The organism is Candidatus Nanopelagicales bacterium (assembly GCA_030700225.1).
In the GTDB taxonomy this organism is placed as follows: Bacteria; Actinomycetota; Actinomycetes; order S36-B12.
In genome coordinates this window covers 1-26,095 of record JAUYJT010000014.1, presented here as the reverse complement: position 1 = coordinate 26,095, position 26,095 = coordinate 1, and the positions used below count along the sequence as shown (strand labels likewise).

The window sequence follows — 26,095 nt, the reverse complement described above, 5'->3', positions numbered from 1 at the left end:
ACACTTGGGCCATGCGCCCAATCGCCCTGATGGCCGCCATGCAGGAAGAGATCGACGCGTTGCTCAGCTCGATGACCGGCGTGCGGTCCGAGAGGATCGGCGAGCGGCAGTTCTACGCGGGAGAGTTGTGGGGCAGTCCGGTGGTAGCGGTGTGGTCCCGATGGGGCAAGGTCGCCTCAGCCACTACGGCCACTCAGTTGCTGTCCCGTTACGACCCCGCCGAGCTCGTGTTCATAGGACTCGCCGGTGCAGTCGACCCGGACCGTGGGATCGGCGACGTGATCGTGGCCGACGAACTCGTTCAACACGACATGGATGCCCGACCACTATTCCCTCGCCATGAACTTCCGTTCCTGGGAGTCACCCGGATCCCAACAGATCCTGTGCTGACGGAGGAGCTGCAACGAAGCGCCGAACATTACCTGCGCCACCAACTATTGACCGAACTTCCCGAGGAAGTCCGACACCGCCTCGGGGTGGCCAACCCGGTGGTCACCCGGGGACTCATGCTCAGCGGCGACCAGTTCGTCGCCGACGGAAAGCTCAGGGAGGATCTGCGCCGACGGCTCCCCGACGCCATCTGTGTGGAGATGGAGGGAGCGGCCGTGGCGCAGGTGGCCTACGAACACGGCGCACGTTTCGGCATCGCCCGCATCATCTCCGACACGGCAGATTCGCACGCGGCGGTCGATTTCCAATCGTTTCTTACCCACATCGCCGATCCGTACAGCCTGGGGATCATTCGCGGTTTCCTGACCGCGAAAGCCCGGCAGTTGTAGTTCCTTTGGTGGGGGCCGGACGCCACGGTGGGGAGGCTTGCGGTTACCCAGAAGTTCTCGGACGATCAACGCGGCAGCTCGTTGGCCTTGAGTCGCACATCCAGTTCACGCTGGATGGTGCACATCAACTCGTCGGGTAGACCCTCGTCGTCACGCAGGCGCAGCAGCTTCCGGTGCTCGGCGTGGATCATCTAACCCAATCCTGAACTCCACGCATCAGAGCCACAAACCGAGCTACCTAGATACTCACTGCCGTTCCCGGAAGAAACACCCGTTACTGAAGGACGCGACCGTTGCAACGGGCGCGCCTGTACCCCAAAGGGCGCGTTTGTCGGGAACGGCCGCAAAGTCAGGGCTGGCTGGACCGCCGACCCCCTGATTTGACACGATGCCCCCGCCAGGCCGAGGATTGCCCCGTGCGATCACATCGCCTCGTAGTTACGTAGCGCGTCGGCCACCCGCTGACGCGCGACCCCTCGGTGCCCCAATAGGGCCGGGGGGTTTTTCGTTGCTGGGTCCCCATTCGTTTGGCGGGCGAGGGCAACGGACGAGGCGGCGGCGTACAGTTCGCGACGACGTCGCCGCAGGAGCGGCGGTATGCAGGAAGGAGGGTCCCGAATGGTGCAGCACATGACGGGGTCGCAGAGTCTGGTGGCGTCCTTGGAGCACGCCGGGGTCGAGGTCGTCTTCGGCATTCCCGGAGGAGCGATCCTGCCCGCCTACGACCCGTTGATGGACTCGGCGCAGATCCGTCACATCCTCGTGCGCCATGAGCAGGGGGCCGGGCACGCGGCTGAGGGGTACGCGATAGCGACCGGCCGCGTTGGAGTGTGCATGGCGACGTCGGGGCCTGGGGCAACCAACCTTGTTACCGCGCTCGCGGACGCGCACATGGACTCAGTTCCCATGGTGGCGATCACGGGCCAGGTGGCAAGTCCGGCGATCGGGACAGACGCCTTCCAAGAGGCAGACATCCGCGGCATCACGTTCCCGATCACCAAGCACAACTACCTGATCACGAACCCAGACGACATTCCGCGAGCGATCGCCGAGGCTTTCCACATCGCGGGAACGGGGCGCCCTGGGCCGGTCCTAGTGGACATCGCCAAGGACGCGCTGCAGGCACCTACGACGTTCGCGTGGCCGGAGCAACTGGATCTGCCTGGATACCGCCCGAAGATTCACCCCAACTCCAAGCAGATTCGCGACGCCGCCCGGATGATCGTCAAGGCCCGTCGGCCAGTCCTACTCGCCGGTGGGGGAGTCGTGCTGGCGGACGCGGCGACGGAACTGATGCACGTGGCTGAGTTCGCGGGCATTCCCGTCGTCACGACGATGATGGGGATCGGGGCGTTTCCCGACGGTCACCGCCTGAACTACGGCATGCCGGGGATGCACGGCACGGTGGCTGCTGTCGGGGCGCTGCAGCGCGCGGACCTGATCTTCGCGATCGGTACCAGGTTCGACGACCGGGTCACCGGTCAGCTGAGTTCGTTCGCGCCCAGGGCCAAGGTGATCCACGCTGACATAGATCCCGCGGAGATCGGTAAGAGCGTGGCGGTCGACCTGCCCATTGTCGGGGACGCCCGGGAGATTCTGTCCGAGCTGTTGATCGCGCTGCGGGCCGAGACCGGCGCCAACCAGGCCGGGGACTACACCGATTGGCTGTCCACCGTCGATCACTGGCGCGAGACCTACCCCATGGGCTACGAGGATCCGCACGACGGCACGCTGTCGCCCCAATACGTGATCCAGAGGCTCGCCGCCCTGGTTGGACCAGAAGCCATCTACGCCTCCGGCGTCGGGCAGCACCAAATGTGGGCCAGCCAGTTCCTGAACTTCCAGCAACCGCGCCGATGGCTCACGTCGGGCGGATTGGGCACCATGGGGTACGGGATCCCGGCGGCCATGGGCGCGAAGGTTGGGTGTCCGGACACGACGGTCTGGGTCGTCGACGGTGACGGGTGCTTCCAGATGACCAATCAGGAGCTGGCCACGTGCACGATCAACGAGATCCCCATCAAGGTCGCGCTGATCAACAACTCCAGTCTCGGGATGGTGCGGCAGTGGCAGACGCTGTTCTACAACCAGCGCTACTCCAGTACCGACTTGAGATCCCACGAGTTTCCGGACTTCGTCAAGCTCGCCGAGGCGTACGGTGCTGCCGGACTTCGGTGCTCGGCTGAGGCCGACGTCGACTCGACGATCGAGCAGGCGATGGCGATCAACGACAAGCCAGTGGTTGTCGACTTCAAGGTCCACAAGGACGCGATGGTCTGGCCTATGGTCGCGGCCGGCACGAGTAACGACGACATCAAGGTGGCGCGGCATTTGGCGCCCAAGTGGGAGCGGGAGGACTAATGTCACGGCACACTGTCTCGGTCCTGGTTGAGGACGTGCCGGGCGTCCTGGCTCGGATCGCGAGCCTGTTCGCAAGGCGCGGGTTCAACATCGAGTCGCTGGCGGTCGGACCGACCGAACGGCCCGGCACATCGCGGATGACGATCGTGGTCAATGTCTCCGGGCAACGACTGGAGCAGGTCACAAAGCAGCTCAACAAGCTCGTCAACGTCATCAAGATCGTGGAACTCGACTCCGATCACAGCGTCCAGCGCGAGCTGATCCTGGTCAAGGTCCGTGCCGATCTGGAGGTTCGCAGCCACGTCCTGGACGTCGCGGCCCTGTTCCGCGCGAAGGTCGTTGATGTCGCGCCGGACGCCGTGACGATCGAAGCGACCGGTACCCGGGGGAAGCTGGAGGCACTGTTGCGGGTCCTGGAGCCGTTCGGGATCAAGGAGCTTGTCCAGTCGGGGGCAGTGGCTGTGAGCCGGGGCGGCAAGTCGATCACTGACAGGTCTTCGCGCAAGGCCTGACCGCGCGGGCCTGGGAATTGGACAGATCGCGGCGGCAAGTAGCCTGGCCGCGGCAGACCTTGGAGGAGGAATTCGAGTGGCAACCCTGTACTACGAAGACGACGTGGACCTGTCGGTCATCCAGAACCGCGTCGTGGCGATCCTCGGATTCGGTTCGCAGGGTCACGCTCACGCGCTCAACTTGCGTGATTCCGGCGTTGACGTCCGTGTTGGCTTGCAGCCGGGCTCCAGAAGCGGTGAGAAGGCAGAGGCAGCCGGACTTCGCGTCGTGGATCCGGCCACGGCCGTCGCTGAAGCCGACGTGATCATGGTGCTCGTGCCGGACCCCGCCCAGCGGGGCCTGTACGCCGACGCCATCGCGGAGAATCTGCAGTCCGGCGACGCGTTGTTCTTCGCGCACGGGTTCAACATCCGGTTCGGCTACATCAAGCCGCCCGCCGATGTGGACGTGTGCATGGTCGCACCGAAGGGCCCTGGCCACCTAGTGCGCCGGGAGTATGAGTCAGGCCGCGGCGTTCCGGCCATCGTCGCCGTCGAGCAGGACGCGACGGGCAGCGCCTGGCCGCTGACGCTTTCGTACGCGAAGGCCCTCGGCGCTTTGCGCGCGGGTGGCATCGAGACGACGTTCACTGAGGAGACCGAGACCGACCTGTTCGGTGAGCAGGCGGTCCTGTGTGGGGGAGCGTCGCAGCTCGTGCAGTACGGATTCGAAGTGCTCGTCGAGGCTGGCTACCAGCCCGAGGTCGCCTACTTCGAGTGCCTTCATGAGCTGAAGCTGATCGTGGATCTGATGTATGAAGGCGGCATCGCCAAGCAGCGCTGGAGCATTTCTGACACCGCCGAGTACGGCGACTACGTCAGCGGCCCTCGGGTCATCAGCGAAGCGGTGAAGCAGAACATGTCGGCGGTGCTGGCTGACATTCAGTCTGGCAAGTTCGCTCAACGGTTCATCGACGACCAGGATGCCGGTGCGCCTGAGTTCAAGGCTCTGCGTGCGAGGGCCGAGAAGCACCCGATCGAGAGGACCGGGCGCGAGCTGCGCAAGCTGATGGCCTGGGTGGATACCCAGGACGACGACTACGTCGAAGGCACCGCCGCGCGCTAGGTCCCGCCTACTGCTCGCGCGGCACCCTGCTTTGGATGGTCGAGATCACAGACGCTGCCAGTGCAGGCATGAAGTACAACCCGAGGATGAACAGGCCGAACGCGTAGACGGCGAACAGCAGCGTGCAGACCAGGCGGACCTTGAAGCGAGCGCTTGGGGACGACTGGATGACCACGCAGATGGCGGTGAGTGCGAGCGGGGGCGTGACTCCCGCGAGCATCACCCAGAAGTAGTTTGGGTCTCTGATCCCCGAGGAGGGGAGCGCGGCGTCCACCATCCACCATCCGCCCAGGATCCAGCTCCACAACAGGGCCACCCACGCGGCCACTAGGCCCTTGTTCCAGTGCATGCGTTGTCTCCCGCCTAGTTCTTGGCCCGTTCCACCTGTCTATAGAACCTGAGGCACAGGTTCCTTGGCTAGCCTCGTTCCTCCAGAAGCTCCCGCATTGATCGCCGCTCGTACGACGCCGTGTGTTTGCGGCCGTTCCGACACAAGCGACAGTGAGTATCTAGGTAGCCCGGTTTGCGGCTCTGCTGCGTGGAGTTCAGGATTGGGTTAGCCCGGGTCTGGCTGGCCCAAGGAAGCGGGTGGCTTCGTGCCATCAAACGTGTCTGTCGCCAGGCCGGGGTGCACGCCGTTTCCGGACCGAATCCAGCCCCCAAGTGATCTTGTAGCGAAAACGGCCAAATGTGGCCGCTTGGCGTATCTGAAGTGGCCGAAAGCGCAACAAGATCATCAAGAGGCAGTTCGCACGTCGCGCGGCGCCTATCGGTAGATCCTGGGGTCGGTGACGCGAAGGCGGTCGGTGTCCACACGCCTTTCCGAGCCTTGGTAGTCGAGGACTTGGAGCCTGTCCCACGGGATCCCAGGCAACTCCGCCACGCCGTCGTACAGCCGCCAGGGTTGTCTTCCGACAACTGCCTTCCGGAACGACGAAGGATTGACTTGGTAGAGGCTGACGACGCTGCCGCCATCGTCCCCGAGGAACATTCCGTAGCGCTGAAGGGCGACGGCGATGACTCGTTCCTTACGGGTCATGGCGAACGCGCTCAGGTCGACCGCCGGATCCAAGCGCAGTCGTGCACCTTCTGGGAGAGCCAGGGCCGAGCGACTTGTGCCGTCAGATTCCGTCGCCGGGGCCACGAACGTGGTCCGCCTGGTTGGATGGGCCGAAAACAGTAGAGCGTGGGCGATGCGACCTCGCCGAAGTTCACGGGGCCAGATGAGTCCGGCGGTCAAGGCGAAGCCCGACCCACGGGCCGAGAGCCCCCGACGATGGACCCCGGAGGATGCCAACCGGATACGGGTTCCCCAGGACGCCAGCCAGCGGCCACCCTTGCGTCGGGCCTGCCACAGTTCCCAGAGCCACTTCTTGCCGGGAGCGATTATGGCCAGGTGGCCGTCCCCCTGCGGGTCGGGTCTGGCGCCCCGTGGGATGGGAACGCCAACCATGCGCGCGTACGGTGACCAGTTCGCGGTCAGTGTCACGGACTGGCGTTTCGTGCCCTTCCGGGCGCGGAGGACTGGAACGGACCACTGGGACACGGCCACGACCGGAGGGCTGGAGCGCGCGCGACGGAACAGCCGTGCGACGAGTTCAGCGGAGCTTGGATGTACGGGCGCGGATCTGGGAATCAGCTGGTTGAACGGACTGCTCGCCGCGAACATGCGACGTCCCGGCACAGGAGGCAGTCCGGATGCGAGTTTCCCGGGGGCCGCTCGCCCGGTTTCCCGGGCTGGGGGCGCCGTCTGCTCCGGTGCCGCAGTGACCACGGGCGCGGTCGCGGCGGCGGCCAAAGCGAGACTCAGGGCCGCAGCGACACACCCGGCGACCAGGCGTGCGCTGGGATGCCTCCACCAGTCCATTCACCAATCCTACTTCGGCGGTTGCGATCGACCCCGGGTCAAGTCGGCCGAATCGGCTGGGGCCGGGCTACGGCCGACGAGCGCGGCCTGACCAGGGACGGATCTTCATCCCGGCGGTCGCGACAGCCACGAACGAACGCGCCGGGATCTGCTTGAGTTCGCTGACCAAGGCCACAGGCCAACGCTCGTCGGACGTTCCTTGGAAGTACCAGGCGGCGCCGTTATCCGCTAGAACCAGCCCGAACCTCTTCATCGCCTTCAGTACGACCCGGGCGTCCCGGGACCAGCCGACCAGAGAGAAGGACTTCTTCAGCCTGAACCGGGCGCCCATCGGCGGGTAGCCCGCGCTGTCGGTCGCCCCGGCCCGATGACGGGCGGGCCAGATGAACCGGTCGCGGGTCACGGGCGCGGTGAAGCGAATCGCGTGCTTGACCTTGCCCGCGCGCACTTCGTCGTATCGCAGCAGCCCCGGCAGGATCGGCAGGCCCGCCGCATCGGCCGACGTCCACTCCCTTGGCCGCAGTGCGTTGGAGCGCAGATCCCACACTGCCCCCGATCCGGCGTGCCAGCGTGAGCCGCGGCGCTCGGTGGCCCAGGTCTCGTAGAGGGTGCAAGTGTCCGCGTTGACGATGATCGCGTGACGATCGCCGTCGGCGCCGGGTCCACCTTCGAGGACGATGTCAGACCCGAGAGGGTAACGGACGTGATCGCTCTCGTCGTCGTAGTCGAAGGTCACTCGCGCGGTGACGTGGGCGTTCCGCACGACGTTGAACGGAATCCCGTATGGGATGGCTTGTTCTCCGAACGATGGACCAAAGTCAGGGTGCAGCTTCCCGCCGCCGATCGCGCGCACCCACCGCTTCGAGCGGCGGTGGACCTTGGCGTCCCTGATCGGCGTCCGCCAGTAGTTGTTGGCGGGGAACAGTGGGCAGTTCGTGCCCGGCACTGTACCGGAAACCGACGTGCCCGACGCTTGGCGAGCCGGATTGGCGTTCGCCGCCACAGGCGCTGCACCTACGGGTGCGGTGACGATGCTCGCGCCCAAGGCGGCAGCGACGATCGCGGCTCCCGCGGCGGCACTCATTCGACGGCGTCGCACAGTACTCAGCGAACCCACAACACCATTGTCGGATCGTGAGCGGCTCGACTGAACCTGCGGATGAGGGGGCATCGGGTCACGGAGCCTCGACCAGGATCCGCCAGCCGTGCCCGTCGACGAGTGCGGGGTCGTCCGCCCGACCGGACTCGGCCTCGGTGCGGGTGCCACCCAGGTCAACCGGGAAGCGCACGGGATCGTCTGACAGATTCAGCAGGACAGTCAACGAGCCGTCGCCGTCGCGCGCGGTGGACCGGTAGGCGAAGGCCGCGTTCGTCAGGTGGAGCTGCGTCGTGGAGCAACAGGTCAGCCAGCGGTGCCGCCGCCTTAGGGCGATCAGTTCCTGGTGCAGCCGGTAGGTCGGCCAGCCAAATGGTGCGAGATCCTCCGCGGAGGCGGGGAACTCGGGCCGGACGGCATCGTCGCCGCCGAACCGCTCCTCCTTCACGCCCTGGAAGGCCTGCTCGTCGCCGTAGTAGACCGATGGGATGCCGGCGATTGTGAACAGTATCGCCAGGGCGTGGCCTATGTGCCGGGGATCGTTCAGCACGCTGGCCAGGCGGGTGACGTCGTGGTTGCCGACGAACGTGAGCGGCAGGAATTGCTCGGCGAAACCGTCGTGGCGCTCAATCGCCCAGGCGAGCTCGAAGAAGTTGACGTCGTTGAGGCTGCTCCACGTCGCCTTCCACAACTCGTATTGCGTCACCGAATCCACGCCGGACTCGGCAGCGAATTCCGCGTAGTCGCCGTGAAGGACTTCAGCCAAGAACCACGCCTCAGGTCGCCTGTCCCGGACCCGGCCGGTCACGGTCTGCCAGAACTGGACAGGGACCGCGTAGGCGGCATCGAGTCGCCAGCCATCGGCTCCGCGGTCGAGCCAGTACTCCATGACGCGCGAGACGTAGTCGGCGACTGATGGCTCGGAGTGGTTCAGGTTGATCAGGTCCTCATGGCCCTCGAACGCCTCGTACACCGGTTCGGGTTCCCTTCGCTGGAGGCGGAACCAGCGGGCCGCCTCCGACTCGGGACCGGCTTCGAGGGCCGCCTGGAATTGGGCATGTCCACGACCGACGTGGTTGAACACGCCGTCGAGCAGGACACGCATCCCCCGGTCGTGAGCAGCGGTGACGAGGCTGTCGAAGTCCTCCTGTGCGCCTAACCTCGGATCGATTCGGAAATGGTCGATCGTGTCGTACCCGTGCGACTCAGATTCGAACACTGGGCCCAGCGCCAGACCGGAGCAGCCCAGTTCGATGGCGTAGTCCAACCACGGCTCCAGATAGCGCAGAGTCCGGCCGATGGCCCCGCCAGGATGGGCGCCCGTGAAGCCGAGCGGGTACACCTGCCACCAGATCACGTCGTCTGCCCAGGCCACGATCGGAACGTAGCAGCAGTCGCTATCAGGCCGGTGGGTAGAATCCCAAGCGTCCGGGGTTCGCGCCGCCGGAATGGGCGTCGCGACTCGCCACAACCGCACGCTGGGAGCCGCCGTGACGAAACCGATCGTGTTGATCGCGGAAGAACTATCGCCCGCGACGGTCGAGGCCTTGGGCCCCGAGTTCGAAGTGAGGTACTGCGACGGGTCTGACCGGGGGCAGTTGCTGCCGGCGATCGCTGACGTTGACGCCATCCTCGTCCGGTCCGCCACGAAGGTCGATGCCGAAGCCCTAGCGGCCGCCCGCAACTTGAAGGTGATCGCCCGTGCCGGTGTCGGTCTGGACAACGTCGACGTCAAGGCAGCCACACAGGCCGGTGTCATGGTTGTCAACGCGCCCACGTCCAACGTCGTGAGCGCGGCTGAACTTGCAGTAGCACTGATTCTGGCCTGCGCCCGCAACATCGTTCCCGCCAACGAGGCGCTCGCCCGAGGCGAGTGGAAACGGTCGAAGTTCAGCGGCGTGGAAATGGCGGACAAGGTCGTAGGGATAGTCGGGTTCGGACGGATCGGGACTCTGGTCGCTCAGCGGATCAGTTCGTTCGGAGTGCGGATCATCGCCTATGACCCGTTCGTGCAGCCAGCTCGCGCCGCCCAGCTCGGCGTGAAGATCGTCGAACTGGATGAGCTGCTGGCCGAGTCGGACTTCATCACCGTCCATCTGCCAAAGACCTCCGAGACGCTCGGACTCATCGGCGATGACGCGTTGCGCAAGGTGAAGCCCACCGTCCGCATCATCAACGCCGCGCGGGGCGGCATCGTGGATGAGGCGGCACTTTACGAGGCGATCGTTGAAGGACGTGTGGCTGGCGCTGGCGTTGACGTTTACTCCAAAGAGCCCTGCACGGACTCGCCGTTGTTCGCTCTGGAGAACGTCGTGGCCACTCCCCACTTGGGAGCTAGCACGGATGAGGCCCAGGAGAAGGCTGGTCTGTCGGTAGCCAGATCGGTACGGCTAGCGCTGGAGGGAGAGCTCGTCCCCGACGCCGTGAACGTCCAGGGCGGAGTCCTGGCGGAATGTGTCAAGCCGCTGCTTCCCTTGGCCGAGCAACTCGGGTCCATCGCATGCGCGCTGTCCGCCGGGGCGATCGAGCGGGTGGACGTAGAAGTCTTGGGTGAAGTTGCCACTGAGGACGTGCGCGTCCTTGAGCTGGCGGCTCTGAAGGGGATTCTGGGACAACTGGTTGACGATCCGGTTTCATACGTCAACGCCCCGGTGATGGCGAAGGAACGTGGCATCCACGTCTGCCTGATCACTGACGCTGAGAGCCCCGACCATCGCTTGGAGGTCCGCGTCAGGACCACACTGGCCGACGGGAATTCGTCGCTGGTTGGTGGCACAGTCGTCGGACCCCACAACGAGCTGAAACTCGTTGAAGTTGACGGAGTCGACCTGGACGTAGCTATCAGCGAGCACATGTTCTTTCTCGGGCACGAAGACCGGCCCGGTGTCGTCGGGCAGTTGGGCCACATTCTCGGCGACGAGGCCATCAACATCGCTGGGATGCAGGTCGGCAGAACAGGCGCCGGTGGGCAGGCCTTGACCGTTCTGACCGTTGATTCGGCTATACCGTCGGGAATTGCCGACGAGATCACTCGCGAGATCGGTGCCGACTTCGGACGGGCGGTAGATCTGGACTGACCGCTTCAACGGCATGCTTCCCACCCCTTGACTGACTAGGGTGAAATGCGCAACCGGGTGACCAGCTCGGCGGCGTTTGATGAGGAGGCGCCGTGTTCCAGGTCAGGGTCCACGGTCGAGGTGGTCAGGGTGTAGTGACCGCCGCGGAGCTGCTATCGGTTGCCGCGTTCAAGGGCGGGCGGTTCGCCCAGGCGTTCCCGAACTTCGGTTCGGAGCGCACGGGGGCGCCAGTGGTGTCGTACTGCAGGATCAGCGACAAGCCCATCAGGATCCGGGAGCCGATTATTGTGCCTGACGCCCTGGTGATCCAAGACGTCACACTGCTGCATTCGGTGGACCTTCTGTCGGGCTTTCCCCAGGAGGGCTACGTGATCGTCAACACGAACAAGTCGTTCGAAGACCTGGGTCTTGGGGAGTTCGCGGCCGCTCATGATCCCGAGCGGCTGGTCACCGTGTCGGCGACGGAGATCGCCATGAGGCACGTAGGCAGGCCCCTGCCGAACGCGGTTCTCCTCGGCGGGTTGGCCGCCATGATTCGGGAAGTCTCGCTGGAGGATGTAGTCGAGGCGATCAGCGAGCGATTCCGGGAGGATGTCGCCAGGGCGAATGAGGCCGGAGCTCGCGAGGCCTATGACCATGTCAGCTCGAAGCGAAAGGACCGGGCGCATGCGTCGACAGATTGAAGGCTCACAGGCAGTTGCCCAAGCGGTGCGCCTGTGCCACCCGGAAGTGATCTGCGCGTACCCCATCTCCCCTCAAACCCACATCGTCGAAGCACTCAGCAAGCTGGTGAAGTCCGGTGAGCTATCGCCCTGCGAGTTCGTCAACGTCGACAGTGAGTTCTCCGCCATGAGCGTCGCGATCGGATCGTCCGCAGGGGGGGCGCGTACCTACACAGCCACGGCCAGTCAGGGTCTGTTGTTCATGGCGGAGGCCGTGTACAACGCATCAGGCCTAGGGCTGCCTATCGTCATGACAGTGGCCAACAGGGCGATCGGCGCCCCGATCAACATCTGGAACGATCAGACCGACAGCATGAGCCAGCGCGATTGCGGCTGGATCCAGCTCTTCGCGGAAGACAACCAGGAGGCTGCCGATCTGCACATCCAGGCATTCCGCCTGGCCGAGTCGGTCTCGCTGCCGGTCATGGTGTGCATGGACGGGTTCATCCTGACGCACGCGTTCGAGGACGTAGACATCCCCACAGCCGAGATGGTCGACCAGTTCCTGCCACCGTTCGAGCCCCAGGAAGTGCTCGATCCGGACGACCCTGTGTCAATCGGCGCGATGGTCGGTCCGGAGGCTTTCACCGAAGTCCGGTTTCTGGCACATGTGCGGCAGATGCAGGCTCTGGAGGAGATCCCTCAGATAGCCGCGGAGTTCGAGGAAGTGACGGGGCGCGCGAGCGGGGGACTGGTTGGGCCGTACCGGCTGGAGGACGCGGAGACCGTCGTTGTCGCCCTCGGCTCGGTGCTCGGCACGCTCAAGGATGCCGTAGACGAACTCCGTGACGATGGACGCAAGATCGGTGTTCTTGGGCTGAAGTCATTCCGGCCCTTCCCCGTCGCCGCCGTGCACGATGCGCTGATTGGCGCCAAGACGGTCGTGGTCCTGGAGCGCGCATTCGCTGTCGGGATCGGCGGGATCGTCTCGGCCGACGTCCGAACGGCGCTCGCGGGGTTGCCGATCCAGACGTACACGGTCATCGCCGGGCTGGGCGGGCGGCCGATCCTGAAGAGTGCCCTGTCCGGGATGATCAACGACGCTGAGGCTGGTCGGCTGGCTGATCTAACCTTCCTGAATCTGCGTCACGATCTGGTGGACCGAGAGCTTGAACGAGTACGAGGGAAACGCAGGTCCGGCCCGGCGGCTGAGAACATCCTGCGGGACCTTGGTCCTGCGGGTGGCGCCGGGGGGACCGGATGAATACGCCAATCAAGTTCTACCAAGTCGGATCATTCGCGGTCGGGAACCGGCTCGTCGACGAATCGGCACGCAGCGTTCAATCCGACGCGGACCGGAGCAACGCGATCACCAGTGGTCACCGCGCGTGCCAGGGGTGCGGTGAGGCGCTCGGCGCGCGTTATGCGATCGACGCGGCGGTTCGCGCGACCAACGGCAAGCTCATCGCGGTGAATGCGACAGGCTGCCTGGAGGTGTTCACCACGCCGTACCCGGAGACGAGCTGGCAGATCCCCTGGCTGCATTCGGTATTCGGAAACGCTGCGGCCGTCGCGGCGGGTGTCGCGGCCGCTCTCAAGGCGAAGGGCCGAGAAGACATCCGCGTCGTCGGTCAGGCCGGCGACGGTGGCACCGTGGACATCGGTTTCGGACCGCTGTCGGGGATGTTCGACCGCAACGATGACGTGTTGTTCATCTGCTACGACAACGGCGCCTACATGAACACCGGTATTCAACGATCCGGTGCGACGCCGCCGGCCGCGAAGACCATGACCACACAGGCCGTCGGGCCGCATCCGGGGAATGAGTTCGGACAGGGCAAGGACATGCCCAGAATCGCCATGGCTCACGAAATCCCCTACGTCGCCACCGCGACTGTGGCCGACCTGCGCGATCTGGAGGACAAGGTCGCGACAGCGATGTCGATTCGTGGCGCCCGCTACCTGCATGTCCTCGTGCCCTGCCCTCTGGGCTGGGGATCGGAGTCCCGGGAGACGATCCTGTTGTCCAGGCTGGCCAAGGAATCTGGGGTCTTCCCCGTGTTCGAAGCCAGAAATGGGGAAGTGGTTAGCGTTTCGAAGATCAGGCGGCGCGTCCCGGTGGACGAGTACTTGCGCAGGCAGAAGCGATACTCCCATCTGTTCGGTGATGAGCCGGCCACCGAGGTCATCGCCAAGATTCAGGCGGCGGCCGATCGCAACATCGAGCGCTACGGGCTCCTGCCGGATGAGGAGGAGTCGTGATGGACAAGCCGTTCGCGATCACGCTCGATGTCGGATCCAGCCTGGCGAACAAGACTGGATCGTGGCGGACGAAACGGCCCGTCTACCGAAATTCGTTGCCCCCTTGCAACGACGCGTGCCCTGCGGGGGAGAACATCCAGGGCTGGCTCTTCGAGGCCGAGAGTGGTGACTACGAAGCCGCCTGGCGGATCTTGACGCGGGACAACCCCATGCCCGCGGTGATGGGACGGGTCTGCTATCACCCTTGCCAGAAGGCGTGCAATCGTGGCCAACTCGACAAGCCGGTTGGGATCAACTCCGTGGAGCAGTTCCTCGGGGACATGGCTCTCCGGGAGGGGTGGCGCGTCCCCGTCGCGGCCCAGGATTCGGGCAAGCGCGTACTGGTCATCGGCGCGGGTCCGTCCGGGCTTTCGGCCGCATACCACCTGAGGCTGCTAGGTCATGAGGTCGTCATCAAGGACGCCGGCCCGAAGGCGGGCGGGATGCTGCGCTTCGGTATCCCCACATATCGGTTGCCGCGGGATGTACTCGACGCGGAAGTGGCGCGGATCCTCGACATGGGCGTGACTCTGGAGCTTGACACCCGCGTTGACCACGTGCTGGAGGCGAAGAAGGGTGGCGGGTTCGACGCCGTGTTCCTGGCGGTAGGGGCGCACATAGGCAAGCGCGCCTACATCCCGGCGGGCAGCTCAGCCAAGGTCCTGGACGCGGTCAGCCTCCTGCGGAGCATGGAAGGCCAGGACAAGCCTCTGCTCGGGCGCCACGTCGTCGTGTACGGCGGCGGCAACACAGCCATGGATGCCGCGCGTACCGCCAAGCGGCTGGGCGCTGAAGAGTCGGTCGTGGTCTACCGGCGGACGCGGGACCGCATGCCAGCGCACGATGACGAGGTGGAGGGCGCGCTTGAGGAAGGCGTCCTGATGAAGTGGCTGTCGACGATCAAGCACATGGACGCCGGCCACATGACCGTAGAACGCATGGAACTTGACGACAAAGGTTTCCCGCAGCCGACCGGGGAGATAGAGGAGCTCGAAGCTGATTCGCTCGTTCTGGCGCTCGGGCAGGAAGTCGACCTGTCTTTGCTTGACGGAGTCCCCGGCTTGACGATCGAAGACGGTGTAGTTGACGTCGACTCGCGCATGATGACCGGGTCGCCTGGCATCTTCGCGGGCGGCGACATGGTTCCCAGTGAACGAACAGTCACGGTGGCCATCGGCCATGGGAAGCTCGCCGCGCGCAACATTGACGGTTGGCTGCGCGGGCAGCCATACGTCCATCCGGACCGTCCCGAGGTCGCGTCATTCGACCGCCTCAACACCTGGTACTACGCCGACGCCCCTCGCACGGTTCGCGAGAGCTTGGACCTAGCGCGCAGGATGAACTCGTTCGACGAGGTGAAGATCGGGCTCGACGAGTCGAATGCGGTGTTCGAGGCGCGGCGTTGCCTGTCGTGCGGCAACTGCTTCAACTGTGACAACTGCTTCGGGGTTTGCCCGGACAACTCGGTCTCGAAGTTCGAGGTCGGCAGCGCCGAAGGCGACAACGGCCGCGACTACGCGTTCAAGCTGGACTACTGCAAGGGCTGCGGGATCTGCGTGAACGAATGCCCGTCCGGTGCGATCGTGCTCGTGCCCGAGGAGATCTAGACAAGAGGCGACCATGGGACTAAGAGACAGCAACATCGCCAAGCTTGACGGCGGGGAATTCGACGTCCTGATCGTCGGTGGGGGTATCAACGGCGCTGTGAGCGCTGCCGCCCTGGCATCGAGGGGTGCGTCTGTCGCCGTCATCGACCGTGGAGACTTCGCCGGCTTCACTTCCATGGAGTCGTCGAACCTAGTGTGGGGCGGTTTCAAGTACCTGGAGAACTACGAGATCGGACTGGTCAGGAAGCTGTGCGTTTCGCGCAATCACCTGATCCGGTTCTACCCCGCGAACCTGAAGGAGATCCGCTTCCTAGCCGCGTTGGGCGAGCATTCGCCGTACAACAGGTGGCTCGCGATTATGGGCGCTTCGGCGTACTGGTTCATTGGCAGCTGCTTCACCAAGTCGCCCCGAATGCACAGCACGGACAAGATCGCCCAGATCGAGCCCGTTATCAACACGGCCAACGTTGCCGGGGGTATCGAGTACTCGGACGCCTACCTAGTCGACAATGACTCCCGGTTCGTGTTCAGCTTCATTAGGTCCGCGCTCAACGTCGGTGCCGTGTGCGCCAACTACGTGGAGCTGGTCTCGGCCGCGCGAGAGCAGGACAAATGGCAGGCTGAGCTGAGGGACACCGACACTGGCGCGACCTACCGGGCCAGCGCAAGAGTGATCATCAACGCCACCGGGCCTTTCGTCGACGAACTGAACCGTCAGCAGGACATAGCCACGAAGCACAAGATCGTCTTCTCGAAGGGGATCCACCTGATAGTGCCCAGAATCGGCGACAGTGAGCGCGTTCTGGCCTTCTTCGACGACACCGGGCGTCTGTTCTACGTGATTCCTATGGGCCCCAGATCCATGATCGGAACGACCGATGACCGTGTTGGCGATCCGGTCACGCAAGTCACTACGGATGATCGCGACTACTTGCTGGACCAGATCAACGCACGGCTAAGTCTGGACAAGCCGTTGACGCCCGCTGACATAATCGCGACCCGCTGCGGAGTGCGGCCATTGGTCGTCGAAGCCACCGTCATGGATAGCGAGAAGACGGACTGGACCTCGTTGTCGCGCAAGCACGCGATGGAGACCGATTCCGCGCGGTCATGGATCACGGTCTTCGGCGGGAAGCTGACCGACTGCGTGAACATCGGCAACGAAGTCTGTGCTCTTGTGAAGTCCCTGGGAGTCAGCCTGGAGAAGGACAAGAAGTCCTGGTACGGGGAGCCGAAGAAGGCGACCAGGAACGAGTTCGAGCGCCAGGCGCGGCTGATGGGGCTGGACAAGCTGCGCAGGCGAGCGAGCTTCGAGACCTTGTCGACGCGGTTGTGGAGGCGGTATGGGCTGCGCTCCTTCGCGATGCTCGAAGCGATCCGCGATGACCCGAGCATGGCCGATGACGTCATCGAGGGTGCCGAGTACGTGCGAGTCGAGCTGTTCTACGCGGCCAAGACTGAGATGATCACCAAGCTCGAGGACTTCATGAGGCGTCGGTCGAAGATCGCGCTGGTGATCGACCACGACGCGATCAGGGATGCCGACGGGATACAGGAAGCCTGCGAGCTGCTGTTCGGCGATGACGCGCAACGACGTTACGACGAGTACTTCACCAAGGAGCGGGCCGACGGGGAGATCGCCGTCCGGAGTTAGCCCTCGACGATGTCGCCTTCGGCGCTGTCGATTCTGATCCCGTGCGACTCAAGGTACTTCTTGGCCGCGGCGATCGAGTCGAGATCTCCAGCGAGTTCGACGACCATCCAGCCGAAGTGGCTCTCGATCGCAGCGCGCCGGATGTTCGGGACCACGTGATAGTCCTTCACCAAGTGGTAGATGACCGGTTCCGTGACCTGATTCTCCGGGAAAGTCAAGCGCAGATGCTCCGCCACAGCTGGGCTCCTCTCTCACACGTTCGCCGCCGCCGACGAACCGTAGGCCCAACCCTACGGGTGGGCGTGCGTCTTGCCGCGACAGGCCCGGTTGACAGCCGACACGATCGCCTTCAGCGACGACGTCACGATGGACGGGTCGATGCCAACGCCCCACAGGACACTGCCGTCAATGCCGCACTCCAGGTACGACGCCGCGGAGGCGTCTCCGCCGGACGACATGGCGTGCTCGGCGTAGTCCAGGACGCGCACATTTACTCCATGTGATCCGAGCGCCTGACAGAACGCCGCGATCGGGCCATTACCGGTCCCGGACAGCTGGATCGGTCGGCCGTAGTCGGTCAGCTCGACGTGGACGCTGGTCTGCCCACCCACCTTGGACTCTTCGCCTACCGAGAGCAGCTCGAAGCGCCCCCACGGCGCGTCTGGGTTCGGCAGGTACTCGTCGTTGAAGATCTCCCACATCTCGTCCGGCGTGACCTCGCCCCCCGCGTCGTCGGTGCGTCGCTGTATCGCCTGAGAGAACTCGACTTGCAGGCGCCTGGGCAGATCAAGCTGATGCTCAGTGCGCATGATGTAGGCGACACCGCCCTTGCCGGACTGGCTGTTCACCCTGATGACCGCCTCATAGGTGCGGCCGACATCTCTCGGGTCGATTGGCAGGTACGGAACTTGCCAAGCCAAGTCATCGACGGGTGGAGACCCCCTCCCCCACTTCGTTGGGGGTCCCCCCGCGAAGTGGGGGAGGGGACCCCCAGCGACGTGGGGGACGGTGCCGGCGGCTGCCTGCATCGCGCGCAGCCCCTTGTTGATGGCGTCCTGATGCGATCCGCTGAAGGCTGTGTAGACCAGGTCGCCGCCGTAGGGATGCCGTTCGTTGACGGGGAGCTGATTGCAGTACTCGACCGTCCGCCTGACCTCGTCGATGTCACGGAAGTTGATCTGAGGGTCGACCCCTTGGCTGAACAGGTTCAGTCCCAGCGTCACCAGGCATACGTTCCCGGTGCGCTCGCCACTGCCAAATAGGCAGCCCTCGATGCGATCCGCGCCAGCCATCAGCCCAAGTTCCGCAGCGGCTACGGCCGTGCCCCGGTCGTTGTGTGGGTGCAGGCTCACCACGATGGAGTCACGCCGCTCGAGGTTCCGACCCATCCACTCGATCGAATCGGCGTAGACGTTGGGCGTTGACATCTCAACGGTCGCGGGCAGGTTGATGATCACTTTGTGCTGGGGTGTTGGTTCCCAGATGTCGTTGACCCTGTTGCATACCTCGGCGGCGTAGTCCAGTTCGGTCCCGGTGAAGGACTCCGGGGAGTACTCGAAGAAGATGTCGGTCTCTCCGGCCAGGGGCTCCGCGTACTTCGCGCATAGCTGGGCTCCGCGCACGGCGATGTCCGTGATCCCGTCGCGGTCCATCCCGAACACAACTTGGCGCTGGAGGGTAGACGTTGAGTTGTACAGGTGGACGATGGCCTGCTTGGCACCCCGGATCGCGTTGAATGTGCTCTTGATCAGGTGCTCTCGCGACTGGGTCAGAACTTGGATCACTACGTCGTCCGGAATCGCGTCATCTTCGATCAGGTGACGCAGAAAGTCATGATCGGTCTGGGAGGCCGAGGGGAAGCCGACCTCGATCTCCTTGTAGCCCAGCTTCACCAGCAGGTCGAACATCCGTCGCTTGCGGTCCGGCGTCATCGGGTCGATCAGGGCCTGGTTGCCGTCACGAAGGTCGACCGCGCACCAGCGTGGTGCGGCAGTGATGCTACGGGACGGCCATGTCCGGTCGGTGAGTGAGATCGGTGGGTAGGGGCGGTACCTGTGGATGGCCATGCCCGACGGCTGCTGCTCGTTGGTTTCGTCGTGATTGATGCCGTTCATCGCGGTTCCTCTTCGAGAAGTGGGTGGGGGTACCGCCCGCCCGGCGAAGCCGGGGAGGGGGGAGGAGTGACCGACGTGCAGCGCCTCCGCGACGAGGCGGCCGGTCGCTCAGGCCTCGTCGCGGCTACGAAGAAGCAGTGCCGCGAACAACATCACGGAAACAGTATCAGCCGCGACGCGTGGTCGCCAAAGCCCGCCGCCCCGGGGCGCGGAAACGGCCGTTCCCGACAGACGCGACCGTTGCGCAAGGACGCGACCGTTGCAACGGGCGCGTCTGTCCCCAAAAGGGCGCTTCTGTGCGGAACGGGCGTTTCGGCGGCGGGGGGGGCGAAACCCCGGGGACACGGGACCGGCACGGGGCAAGCGACGCGGACTCAGCGTGGACCCTACCCTTGGATCATGTCCGAAACATTCCGGTTGGCCGTCATTCCCGGGGACGGTATCGGCACCGAGGTCGTCGCCGAAGCCCGCAAGTCGTTGGACGCGGCGGCGGACAGGTTCGAGTTCGACTGCGACTACACCGAATACGACCTGGGCGCCAAGAGATACCTTGCCACCGGAGAGCTCCTGCCGGATTCGGTTCTTGAGGAGCTTCGTGAGCAGGACGCCATCCTGCTCGGGGCTGTCGGTGACCCGATGGTTCCCCCAGGTGTACTCGAGCGTGGCCTGCTCCTTCGCCTGCGCTTCGAGCTGGATCATCACGTGAACCTGCGTCCGGTGAAGCTGTATCCGGGAGTCGAGACTCCGTTGGCGGGCAAGGCACCGGCCGACATCGACTTCGTCGTGTGCAGGGAAGGCACCGAGGGCCCGTACGCGGGGGCTGGAGGAGTGCTCCGGAGTGGCACCGAGCACGAGGTCGCAACCGAGGAGAGCGTCAACACGGCTTACGGCGTGTCCCGGATCGTGGCCGACGCCTTCGCTCGCGCCGAACGTCGACCGCGAGGCAAGGTAACGCTCGTCCACAAGGCCAACGTCTTGGTCTACGCCGGAGGGTTATGGCGCCGCGTCTTTGACGACGAGGCGGCCAGGCATCCGGAGATCGAGACCGAGTACCTGCACGTAGACGCGGCTGCGATGTTCTTCCTGACCAATCCCGAGCGATTCGACGTCGTCGTGACCGACAACCTGTTCGGCGACATCCTCACCGACATCGGCGCGGCGATCTGCGGCGGCATCGGCCTGGCCGCAAGCGGCAACCTGGACCCCAGCCACGCCAATCCGAGCATGTTCGAGCCGGTACATGGCTCAGCCCCCGACATCGCCGGTCGGGGCGAGGCTGACCCAACGGCGACCGTGCTCAGCGTGGCGCTGCTCCTGGATCATCTGGGACGCCCAGACGCCGCCGCCGCTGTTGAGCAGGCGGTGGCACAGGATCTCGCCAGTCGGAGCGGAGTCAGGACGACTTCACAGATCGGCGACGCACTGGCGGACTCGATCATTTCCGCCTCCCGCTGACGCTGCCGCGGCGAGATGGAGGAAACTGAACCTGACGCCTGATCGTGAGGGAACCGTGGAAGAAGTCACTCAGAGTTTCGTGATCCGCCAGAATGCGTCACCGCTTCCGGTGAATGAGCGCTGGGCGATTCTGGACGACCCTGGATTCGGCAACGTGTTCACCGACCACATGGTGCAGATCCGTTGGCTCGCGGGTCGCGGATGGCATGACGCGGCCGTTGACGCCTACAGTCCGCTGCAGCTGGACCCAGGAACTAACTCGTTGCACTACGGGCAGAGCGTCTTCGAGGGGCTAAAGGCTTACCGCCACGCCGACGATCGTGTGTACGTCTTCCGGCCTGAGGAGAACGCCCGACGGTTTCGCGCATCGGCCCGCAGACTGGCCATGCCCGAACTGCCTGAGGATCTGTTCATTGGGTCGTTGGAGGCCCTGCTATCCCTGGACGCGGACTGGGTTCCTCACCACAGGGAGAAGTCGCTGTATATGCGTCCGTTCATGTTCTCCACCGAGGTCGGGCTCGGAGTGCGGCCAGCGGACGAGTATCTGTACCTGCTGATCGCGTCTCCGGCCGGCGCCTACTTCCGGGATGGGGTCCAGCCGGTGGCTGTCTGGCTCACCGAGGACTACGTGCGGGCCGCGCCGGGAGGTACCGGCGAAGCCAAGTGCGCGGGGAACTACGCGGCTTCTCTCATCGCCCAAGTCGAGGCCATGGAAAACGGGTGTGATCAGGTCGTCTGGCTGGACGCGGTCGAGCGCCGCTGGGTTGAGGAAATGGGCGGGATGAACCTGTTCTTCGTCTACGGCACCGGAACCGGCGCGCGTTTGATGACCCCGAAACTAACTGGGAGCCTGCTCCCAGGGATCACGCGGGCTTCGCTGCTGACGTTGGCACGCGACTTGGGTTATGACGTGGAGGAGGGCCGAATCAGTGTCGACGAATGGCGCGAGGGGTCGATGTCCGGCGAGATCACTGAGGTATTCGCTTGCGGCACCGCCGCGGTGATCACGCCAGTGGACCGCGTGTGCGGCCGGACGGCCGAGTGGAACGTCGGTGGCGCCGAGGCTGGTCCTGTCACTAGCCAGCTTCGCCACGCTTTGCTCGACATTCAGACTGGTGCGGCGCCCGATCACCACGGATGGTTGAGGCGAATCGCCTGACCTCCCGCGATCACTGACCAACAGCACGCGAAAGGACGACGGAGATGACTGCCGCGGAAACAGGGACGGACTTCCGGCCCGACGACTCATTCCATGTGTTCGACACGACTCTGCGCGACGGCGCCCAGCGGGAGGGAATCTCGTACTCCGTCAGCGACAAGCTAGCCGTCGCCCGGCTGCTGGACGAATACGGAGTCGGGTTCATCGAAGGCGGGTGGCCGGGCGCGATGCCCAAGGACACCGAGTTCTTCAGCCGGGCGGTGTCGGAGCTGCGGCTCCAGAACGCTCAGCTCGTGGCCTTCGGCGCCACTCGCAGGGCGGGCGTCAATGTCCAGGACGATCCGCAGGTGAAGGCTCTGCTCGATTCGGGCGCCCCGGTGGTGACTCTCGTGGCCAAGTCGGACGTGCGCCACGTGAGTGAGGCCTTGCGTACAACCCTGGAGGAGAACCTGGCGATGGTCTCGGACACTGTCGCGTTCTTGGTCGGGGAAGGCCGCAGGGTATTCGTGGACGCTGAGCATTTCTTCGACGGCTACTCCCGCGACCGGGACTACGGAATCCGCTTGCTTGACGCCGTGGCCGCCGCTGGAGGTTCAGTCGGGGTCCTTTGTGACACGAACGGGGGCATGCTACCCAGCGGTATCAGCTCGATCGTGGCTGACGTGGTTCGCCGGTCGGGCACGCGGATCGGCATCCATTGCCAGGACGACACAGGTTGCGCGATCGCCAACACGATCGCCGCGGTCGAGGCCGGAGCTACGCATGTCCAGGGCACTGCGAATGGCTACGGTGAACGCACGGGAAACGCCGACATATTCGCTGTTGTGGCGAACCTTGAGCTCAAGTTGGGCATGAGGGTACTGCCCGAAGGATGTCTCCGGGAGACGGTTCGGGTCGCACACGCCATCGCCGACATCGCCAATCTGACTCCGGACACGCATCAGCCGTACGCGGGAGTGTCCTCCTTCGCCCACAAGGCCGGTCTCCATGCCAGCGCGCTGAAGGTCGCCGTCGAGCTCTACAACCACACCGACCCGGACTTGGTCGGCAACGACATGCGCGTCCTGGTCACCGAGATGGCTGGGCGTGCCTCTGTCGAGATGAAGAGCAAGGAGCTGGGCTACGACTTGTCGGCCAACCCAGCCGCGGTCGAGCGCCTCGTAGAACGCGTCAAGGGGTTGGAGTCGCAGGGCTGGACGTTCGAAGCCGCCGACGCGTCGTTCGAGTTGATGCTGCTCGCGGAGGTTGGGACACGACCCCAGACGTTCCGGTTGGAGTCGTGGCGGACGATCGTTGAGCACCGCGATGATGGGGCAGTCGTCAGCGAAGCCACCGTCAAGATCGAGACCAACGGCGGACGTGTGATCTCGACCGCGGAGGGCAACGGCCCAGTCAACGCGCTGGACAACGCGTTGCGCAAGGCTCTAGTGCGCGCCCATCCAGCCCTCAAGGACGTCTCGCTGGTGGACTACAAGGTTCGGATACTCGAAGGCGTCAAGGGCACCGATGCCGTCACCCGAGTACTGGTCAGCACGTCCAACGGCAGCTGCGAATGGCAAACCGTCGGCGTGCACGAGAACGTAATAGAAGCCTCCTGGCTCGCGCTGGAGGATGCGATCACTTACGGGCTACTCCTCGCGGAGCGCGACGACTGACCGCGAGGGGGAGGGCAGCCGCGCCGCCGCCGTAGGCTGTGCTGCTGTGCGTATCGTTCGTTTCTCGCTGCCAGGGACAGTTGCCTTCGGAGTCTTGGAGGCGGCCGGACCGGGGCCCGGCGGCATGTCAGGCGCCAGCGTGCGCCCGGTTCGCGGGCATCCCTACGCGGAGCTGGACCTCGTGGACACCGCGATTCCCATCGAATCTGTGAAGCTGTTGGCGCCCGTGCTGCCGTCCAAGATCATTGGGATAGGGCAGAACTACGCCGATCACGCGGCCGAGATGGGTTCGCAGCCCCCCGCGGATCCTCTGATCTTCCTGAAGCCGAACACCGCTGTGATTGGTCCCGGTGCGCGGATCAAGCTGCCGGAGCAGTCTTCGCGGGTGGAGCACGAGGGCGAGCTGGCTGTCGTCATCGGGCGGATGTGCCGTCACGTAGCTGCTGTGGACGCTGACCGGGTCATCCTCGGCTACACGTGCGGGAACGACGTCACTGCCCGCGATCTTCAGGCGACCGACTGGCAGTGGACCCGGGCCAAGGGCTTCGACACGTTCTGCCCGCTGGGTCCGTGGATCGAAACCGATTTCGATCCGGCTGACGCGGATGTGGAAGTTCTCGTGAACGATGAACGGCGGCAGCGGGGCTCGACTAGGCAGATGTTGTTCGGCGTCCGGGAGCTGGTCTCGTGGGTGAGTTCGATCATGACCTTGCTGCCCGGAGACGTCATACTCACCGGGACCCCTGCCGGTGTGGGTCCGCTGGTCGAGGGGGATCGCGTCAGCGTTTCGATCGCCGGACTGGGGACTTTGACCAACGATGTGATTGCTGGTGAGTGAATCCATGGGTGTTACGGATTTGGGCGCGGATACCAGGGTGCGGTTCTGCCCGTCACCGACCGGAAACCCGCACGTCGGGATGATCCGCACGGCCCTGTTCAACTGGGCGTTCGCGCGGCATCACGGCGGCACTTTCGTGTTTCGGATCGAGGACACGGACTCCTCACGAGACACTGAGGAGTCGTATCTGGCGTTGCTTGAATCCATGCGGTGGCTGGGTCTGGACTGGGACGAGGGGCCCGAGGTCGGCGGTCCGTACGGTCCCTACCGGCAGTCTGAGAGGCTCGACACTTACCGCGATGTGGCGCGGAGGCTCCAGGAGGCCGGATATGCCTACCCGTGCTTCTGCACTACGGGGGAGCTTGAGGTCCGCCGCGTCGCGGCGCGACAGGCGCACACTACCCCCGGCTACGACGGGCACTGCCGGGACTTGACTCCAACGGATCGCGGGCGCTTGGCGGATGAGGGACTCAAGCCCGCTCTTCGTTTCCGGATGCCCGACCGGGATTTCGTTTGGCATGACCTGGTCCGCGGAGATGTGCGGGTCGCAGCCGGGCAGGTTCGTGACTACGTGCTCGTGCGTGCGAACGGGGAGCCTCTCTACACGCTGGTGAACCCGGTCGACGACGCTCTGATGCGGATCACGCATGTTCTGCGAGGCGAGGATCTGCTTTCTTCGACGCCGCGCCAGATCGCGCTGTATGACGCGATGCTCGAGTGTGGCGCCGTCGAGGGCTCCACGCCCGCCTTCGGCCACTTGCCCTATGTGATGGGCGAGGGGAACCGCAAGCTCGCGAAACGCGACCCTGAATCGTCCCTGCGGATGTACCGCGACGCTGGATTCATGCCGGAGGGCCTGCTGAACTACCTCGCGCTGCTGGGGTGGTCGATGGGCGATGACCATCAGTCAACCATCGGCCACAATCCGGAACTGTTCTCGATGAGCGAGATGGCGCAGCACTTCGACATCACTCGCGTGAACCCCAATCCAGCCAGATTCGACCTGAAGAAGTGCACTGCCATCAACGCCGAGTGGATCAGAGCGTTGCCGGCCGCGGAACTCCAGGCGCGATTGGTCCCGTATCTGAGGCAGGGGGGCCTTGTCGGCGAGCAGCTGACGAGCGATCAGCGCGACACCTTGGAGCAATCGGTGCCGTTGATCGCCGAGCGCCTGGACACACTCGGACAGGCCGCACCGATGCTGGAGTTCCTGTTCGTGGACGAGGATCAGTTCCGCGTCGATCCAGACGACGCGACGAAGGTGTTGGGCGAGGCGGCAGGTCCGGTCCTTGAGGCCTCGCGCTCCGCTCTGGCCGAGCTGCCGGAATGGTCGCACGATTCGATCGAGCGGGTGCTTCGTGATCGGTTAGTGGACGGGTTGGGGTTGAAACCCAAGTTGGCGTTCGGGCCGGTCCGGGTCGCGGTCACTGGTCGCAGGATCTCGCCGCCGCTGTTCGAGTCCTTGGAGATTCTGGGACGCGAGTCCGCCATCCGCCGCCTCGATCTGGCGATCGCGGCTGTGACTCAGACTGGGCTATAATCGCCGGGCGAAGCACCCGATGGGGTATGGGGTAATTGGCAGCCCGACGGATTCTGGCTCCGTTAGTCTAGGTTCGAGTCCTGGTACCCCAGCTGGATCGCGAGTGCGATCCTCGCGTTGTGTCGGCTCGACGGCCGTCATCGCGCGGCCACGGCCCCGTTGTGTAGTGGCCTAGCACGCCGCCCTCTCAAGGCGGTAGCGCGGGTTCGAATCCCGTCGGGGCTACGGCGGAGGCCTCTGACTCGCGGAAACGGGTGTCAGGGGCCTTTCGGCGTCCACGCGGCTCCGCTTACGGATGTGCCGCCCGGTACGC

Annotated in this window: 21 protein-coding genes, 2 tRNA genes and 1 pseudogene; 17 read left to right on the top strand and 7 right to left on the bottom strand. The window is 64.7% G+C overall.

What is annotated here, in order from left to right; genetic code table 11:
* The first annotated feature begins 11 nt into the window (after positions 1-11).
* Positions 12-779, top strand: a complete 768-nt coding sequence (locus Q8P38_01640) for a 5'-methylthioadenosine/adenosylhomocysteine nucleosidase (protein MDP4013314.1) — start codon at positions 12-14, stop codon at positions 777-779.
* Positions 780-844: 65 nt separating this feature from the next.
* Here Q8P38_01640 and Q8P38_01635 read toward each other — a convergent pair whose 3' ends face one another.
* The gene (locus Q8P38_01635; protein MDP4013313.1) at positions 845-970 is read right to left on the bottom strand and encodes a hypothetical protein; all 126 of its coding nucleotides are present in this window, start codon (positions 968-970) and stop codon (positions 845-847) included.
* Between the two features lie 403 nt (positions 971-1,373).
* On the opposite strand from Q8P38_01635, the pseudogene Q8P38_01630 reads away from it, so the two are divergent.
* From Q8P38_01630 to ilvC, 3 genes and pseudogenes are all read left to right on the top strand, one after another.
* Positions 1,374-3,140, top strand: a pseudogene (locus Q8P38_01630) (acetolactate synthase large subunit).
* The gene (ilvN, locus tag Q8P38_01625) at positions 3,140-3,652 is read left to right on the top strand and encodes an acetolactate synthase small subunit (GenBank protein ID MDP4013312.1); all 513 of its coding nucleotides are present in this window, start codon (positions 3,140-3,142) and stop codon (positions 3,650-3,652) included. Before Q8P38_01630 ends, ilvN begins: the two are co-directional and overlap by 1 nt.
* A gap of 76 nt (positions 3,653-3,728) precedes the next feature.
* Entirely contained in the window at positions 3,729-4,757 is a 1,029-nt protein-coding gene (ilvC, locus tag Q8P38_01620) for a ketol-acid reductoisomerase (protein MDP4013311.1), read from the top strand.
* A 7-nt stretch (positions 4,758-4,764) separates the two neighbouring features.
* Here ilvC and Q8P38_01615 read toward each other — a convergent pair whose 3' ends face one another.
* From Q8P38_01615 to Q8P38_01600, 4 genes are all read right to left on the bottom strand, one after another.
* Positions 4,765-5,106, bottom strand: coding sequence for a hypothetical protein (locus tag Q8P38_01615; protein MDP4013310.1), 342 nt, complete (start codon positions 5,104-5,106; stop codon positions 4,765-4,767).
* Positions 5,107-5,523: 417 nt separating this feature from the next.
* Positions 5,524-6,624, bottom strand: coding sequence for a hypothetical protein (locus Q8P38_01610; GenBank protein ID MDP4013309.1), 1,101 nt, complete (start codon positions 6,622-6,624; stop codon positions 5,524-5,526).
* 67 nt (positions 6,625-6,691) lie between these two features.
* On the bottom strand, positions 6,692-7,708 hold the full coding sequence (locus tag Q8P38_01605) for a hypothetical protein (GenBank protein MDP4013308.1): 1,017 nt from the start codon (positions 7,706-7,708) through the stop codon (positions 6,692-6,694).
* A gap of 91 nt (positions 7,709-7,799) precedes the next feature.
* On the bottom strand, positions 7,800-9,095 hold the full coding sequence (locus Q8P38_01600) for an alpha-amylase family glycosyl hydrolase (GenBank protein ID MDP4013307.1): 1,296 nt from the start codon (positions 9,093-9,095) through the stop codon (positions 7,800-7,802).
* Positions 9,096-9,210: 115 nt separating this feature from the next.
* Between Q8P38_01600 and serA the strand changes: the two genes are divergently transcribed.
* From serA to Q8P38_01570, 6 genes are all read left to right on the top strand, one after another.
* Positions 9,211-10,797 carry a phosphoglycerate dehydrogenase gene (serA, locus tag Q8P38_01595; protein MDP4013306.1) on the top strand — a complete coding sequence of 529 codons (1,587 nt, stop codon included), beginning with the start codon at positions 9,211-9,213 and terminating at the stop codon, positions 10,795-10,797.
* A 92-nt stretch (positions 10,798-10,889) separates the two neighbouring features.
* On the top strand, positions 10,890-11,480 hold the full coding sequence (locus tag Q8P38_01590; protein MDP4013305.1) for a 2-oxoacid:acceptor oxidoreductase family protein: 591 nt from the start codon (positions 10,890-10,892) through the stop codon (positions 11,478-11,480).
* Entirely contained in the window at positions 11,464-12,723 is a 1,260-nt protein-coding gene (locus tag Q8P38_01585) for a hypothetical protein (GenBank protein ID MDP4013304.1), read from the top strand. Before Q8P38_01590 ends, Q8P38_01585 begins: the two co-directional genes overlap by 17 nt.
* Positions 12,720-13,721 (top strand): thiamine pyrophosphate-dependent enzyme, encoded by a 1,002-nt coding sequence (locus Q8P38_01580; GenBank protein ID MDP4013303.1) that lies wholly within the window; start codon positions 12,720-12,722, stop codon positions 13,719-13,721. Before Q8P38_01585 ends, Q8P38_01580 begins: the two co-directional genes overlap by 4 nt.
* On the top strand, positions 13,721-15,367 hold the full coding sequence (locus tag Q8P38_01575) for an NAD(P)-binding protein (protein ID MDP4013302.1): 1,647 nt from the start codon (positions 13,721-13,723) through the stop codon (positions 15,365-15,367). Before Q8P38_01580 ends, Q8P38_01575 begins: the two co-directional genes overlap by 1 nt.
* 13 nt (positions 15,368-15,380) lie before the next feature.
* Positions 15,381-17,021, top strand: a complete 1,641-nt coding sequence (locus tag Q8P38_01570; protein MDP4013301.1) for a glycerol-3-phosphate dehydrogenase/oxidase — start codon at positions 15,381-15,383, stop codon at positions 17,019-17,021.
* Here the strand turns inward: Q8P38_01570 and Q8P38_01565 are convergent.
* Positions 17,018-17,257 (bottom strand): NIL domain-containing protein, encoded by a 240-nt coding sequence (locus Q8P38_01565; GenBank protein ID MDP4013300.1) that lies wholly within the window; start codon positions 17,255-17,257, stop codon positions 17,018-17,020. The genes Q8P38_01570 and Q8P38_01565 overlap by 4 nt on opposite strands.
* Before the next feature lie 54 nt (positions 17,258-17,311).
* Positions 17,312-19,135, bottom strand: coding sequence for a 2-isopropylmalate synthase (gene leuA, locus Q8P38_01560; protein MDP4013299.1), 1,824 nt, complete (start codon positions 19,133-19,135; stop codon positions 17,312-17,314).
* 399 nt (positions 19,136-19,534) lie between these two features.
* Here leuA and Q8P38_01555 point away from each other — a divergent pair, with 399 nt between their 5' ends.
* From Q8P38_01555 to Q8P38_01525, 7 genes are all read left to right on the top strand, one after another.
* Positions 19,535-20,590: a 3-isopropylmalate dehydrogenase gene (locus Q8P38_01555; protein ID MDP4013298.1), complete on the top strand. Its 1,056-nt coding sequence runs from the start codon at positions 19,535-19,537 to the stop codon at positions 20,588-20,590.
* Between the two features lie 55 nt (positions 20,591-20,645).
* Positions 20,646-21,749 carry a branched-chain amino acid aminotransferase gene (locus tag Q8P38_01550; protein ID MDP4013297.1) on the top strand — a complete coding sequence of 368 codons (1,104 nt, stop codon included), beginning with the start codon at positions 20,646-20,648 and terminating at the stop codon, positions 21,747-21,749.
* 44 nt (positions 21,750-21,793) lie between these two features.
* Entirely contained in the window at positions 21,794-23,404 is a 1,611-nt protein-coding gene (gene cimA, locus Q8P38_01545) for a citramalate synthase (protein ID MDP4013296.1), read from the top strand.
* Positions 23,405-23,450: 46 nt separating this feature from the next.
* A complete protein-coding gene (locus tag Q8P38_01540; GenBank protein MDP4013295.1) occupies positions 23,451-24,242 on the top strand; it encodes a fumarylacetoacetate hydrolase family protein in 792 nt (263 codons plus the stop codon).
* Positions 24,235-25,782, top strand: coding sequence for a glutamate--tRNA ligase (gltX, locus tag Q8P38_01535; protein MDP4013294.1), 1,548 nt, complete (start codon positions 24,235-24,237; stop codon positions 25,780-25,782). The genes Q8P38_01540 and gltX overlap by 8 nt, the downstream gene beginning before the upstream one ends.
* Positions 25,783-25,802: 20 nt before the next feature.
* A tRNA-Gln gene (locus Q8P38_01530) sits at positions 25,803-25,874 on the top strand.
* Between the two features lie 60 nt (positions 25,875-25,934).
* Positions 25,935-26,007 (top strand) — tRNA-Glu (locus tag Q8P38_01525).
* Positions 26,008-26,095: the final 88 nt, after the last annotated feature.

Excerpts from the sequence above, each read along its gene's own strand:
- Q8P38_01640 (MDP4013314.1), top strand. The coding sequence starts at position 12 with ATGCGCCCAATCGCCCTGATGGCCGCCATGCAGGAAGAGATCGACGCG.
- Q8P38_01635 (MDP4013313.1), bottom strand. The coding sequence starts at position 970 with ATGATCCACGCCGAGCACCGGAAGCTGCTGCGCCTGCGTGACGACGAG.
- ilvN (MDP4013312.1), top strand. The coding sequence starts at position 3,140 with ATGTCACGGCACACTGTCTCGGTCCTGGTTGAGGACGTGCCGGGCGTC.
- Q8P38_01615 (MDP4013310.1), bottom strand. The coding sequence starts at position 5,106 with ATGCACTGGAACAAGGGCCTAGTGGCCGCGTGGGTGGCCCTGTTGTGG.
- Q8P38_01610 (MDP4013309.1), bottom strand. The coding sequence starts at position 6,624 with ATGGACTGGTGGAGGCATCCCAGCGCACGCCTGGTCGCCGGGTGTGTC.
- Q8P38_01605 (MDP4013308.1), bottom strand. The coding sequence starts at position 7,708 with ATGAGTGCCGCCGCGGGAGCCGCGATCGTCGCTGCCGCCTTGGGCGCG.
- Q8P38_01585 (MDP4013304.1), top strand. The coding sequence starts at position 11,464 with ATGCGTCGACAGATTGAAGGCTCACAGGCAGTTGCCCAAGCGGTGCGC.
- Q8P38_01580 (MDP4013303.1), top strand. The coding sequence starts at position 12,720 with ATGAATACGCCAATCAAGTTCTACCAAGTCGGATCATTCGCGGTCGGG.
- Q8P38_01575 (MDP4013302.1), top strand. The coding sequence starts at position 13,721 with ATGGACAAGCCGTTCGCGATCACGCTCGATGTCGGATCCAGCCTGGCG.
- Q8P38_01570 (MDP4013301.1), top strand. The coding sequence starts at position 15,381 with ATGGGACTAAGAGACAGCAACATCGCCAAGCTTGACGGCGGGGAATTC.
- leuA (MDP4013299.1), bottom strand. The coding sequence starts at position 19,135 with ATGAACGGCATCAATCACGACGAAACCAACGAGCAGCAGCCGTCGGGC.
- Q8P38_01555 (MDP4013298.1), top strand. The coding sequence starts at position 19,535 with ATGTCCGAAACATTCCGGTTGGCCGTCATTCCCGGGGACGGTATCGGC.
- cimA (MDP4013296.1), top strand. The coding sequence starts at position 21,794 with ATGACTGCCGCGGAAACAGGGACGGACTTCCGGCCCGACGACTCATTC.